Here is a 1,861-nt window from a genome sequence, read left to right on the forward strand (position 1 = left end):
TACATCGCTTTGAATATTGAAAAAGAGAGAACGAAGTTCGTCCTCTCTAGGTGTTAGCTTTTCATCTACCCACTACAGTTGACAAAGAGCCGAAAAATTTCTGAAATGAAATAGCTTAACCTAAAACTTCAAAATCATCACTACCATCGGCTTCACCTGTTAGACACGTGAAGCACATGTAGCTCCCTACCAGTGCACTCCCTGCTACCCAAATAGGAGATCCACAATTCATACACCTTGCCCCTCCTTCTTTTTCTTCAAGTACTGCACGCAAGGTTTCTTCAAGCTCTTTGGGATTGATGTCTGGATTATTATTGATAGTCAATTCGACAAATTCTTTGATTGAAATAAGATTCAATACTTTACCTCCGTTCTAATCTATTTTTTAGTCCGTGTCCATCTAAGCACTTATCATATCTTTATTGCCAATAAATCCATCCAATTTTTTGGAAAACCATAGTGTCTCAAATCCACTTGTTCTTGATTACTTTCTTCCAGAAGCTTTTGTAATTTTTTATTCCAAAAATTCTTAGTTTCTATGGACATTGACAAGATAAGATGTCTCATTGCTATAAAATAGATAAATAGTGTCTTGCTATCATTCTCTGAGTCTGTCACTAGCAACTCTCTGTCAGAATGATGAAAAGCTGGCAGTGTATGGTGTAAGCGACCATATAATCTGCCATTGTGTGAGCAAATATTCCTAAGATAACGAAGAGCGTTACACCAAGACAATAAGATTTTAGCTGGAATGTTATCATCCTTGTCCAAGGGAAGACTAATATAGGCAGCAACCTTATTTCGATATTCTGGTTGTAGGGCAACGAGGAAGGACGCTATATTTCCAAATGTCATTAAACGAAAAACGGTCCAAGGTAACACGACCCCATATTGGTTAATCTGATTCTTGATTGTGGCATCATCTTGTTTTTCCAAAATCAATCGTGACAAATGATATTTTGTTTTCAAAACAATATCCAGCCTCTTAGGATTTTCTTTTCGGTATTTAGATTGTTCTGAATAATAGAGAGTATCATCTTCAAAAATATAAGAAGTTTTATTGTATCCAATCGTCAGAGCATCAGCTGTACTCTTCTTCAAAAAAACTTCGATACGCTCCAATATCTCTTGAAGAAAATTTCTAAAGTAGCTATCAAATAAGTAAACTCTTTTTGCTTCTATGTATTTTCTGTCCACCAACTTCCCATATTGAGAGAATGATTGGAAGTCTATATCTCTTAAAAAGTCAATACAATCCTGTTTATAAAAATCATCATTCCCATTGTATTTGAAAGACCAGTTAGAGTTTTCTTTCATATGGACATATAACCGTTCTTCAGTTAAAGCCGGCTCAAGAGAACATTTTAATTGAGTTGGTGCTAATACTGGTCTATAAACCAACCTAGTTTTATCAGTAATATCTAAATCTAACGGCAAATAGTCCTTAAAATTTATTAATTCAAATACATTATTAGGCATAAAATATCTCTCCGCAATATGAAAAAAGGCCACCTAGTTATACATTGCTGTACCTTCGATGACTTCTAATCTAACTAAATTATACCACAACACCTCCTACTAAGCAAGAAATATTTTTACTTCGTTTGATTCAACGATGACACATATTTCAAAAAACAGGCCAAAATAATTGGTCTGTTATTTGTTATTATTGCTCTCTCGCCTACCTTGTCTAAATCTCTCAATGTTTTTTTCCAACTGCTCAGTATTCAGTTTATTTTTCGCTTCTTGAATTGACTTATCAAGACTTTCTTCCTCATCGGTTATAATGTCCCTAGATATTTCCACTCTCTCACTAGACTTGAAACTAGAATCAAAGACCACATCTAGGAGTTGCTCTACT

3 protein-coding genes are annotated in these 1,861 nt (G+C 34.7%); all 3 read right to left on the minus strand.

Annotated elements, in window-relative coordinates:
• Nucleotides 1-115 precede the first annotated feature (115 nt).
• Entirely contained in the window at nucleotides 116-358 is a 243-nt protein-coding gene (locus tag RFK25_RS11385; RefSeq protein WP_002936408.1) for a hypothetical protein, read from the minus strand.
• A gap of 53 nt (nucleotides 359-411) precedes the next feature.
• A complete protein-coding gene (locus RFK25_RS11390; protein ID WP_332413534.1) occupies nucleotides 412-1,479 on the minus strand; it encodes an Abi family protein in 1,068 nt (355 codons plus the stop codon).
• Nucleotides 1,480-1,656: 177 nt separating this feature from the next.
• Nucleotides 1,657-1,861: hypothetical protein (locus RFK25_RS11395; protein WP_105179452.1), on the minus strand; the 205-nt coding region annotated here is incomplete at its 5' end.

Origin of the sequence: Streptococcus sp. SS-4456 (assembly GCF_036680365.1) — a bacterium.
Classification (GTDB): domain Bacteria; phylum Bacillota; class Bacilli; order Lactobacillales; family Streptococcaceae; genus Streptococcus.

What these genes read in the sequence shown, in the direction of transcription:
- RFK25_RS11390 (WP_332413534.1), bottom strand. Translation starts at nt 1,479, where the DNA reads ATGCCTAATAATGTATTTGAATTAATAAATTTTAAGGACTATTTGCCG.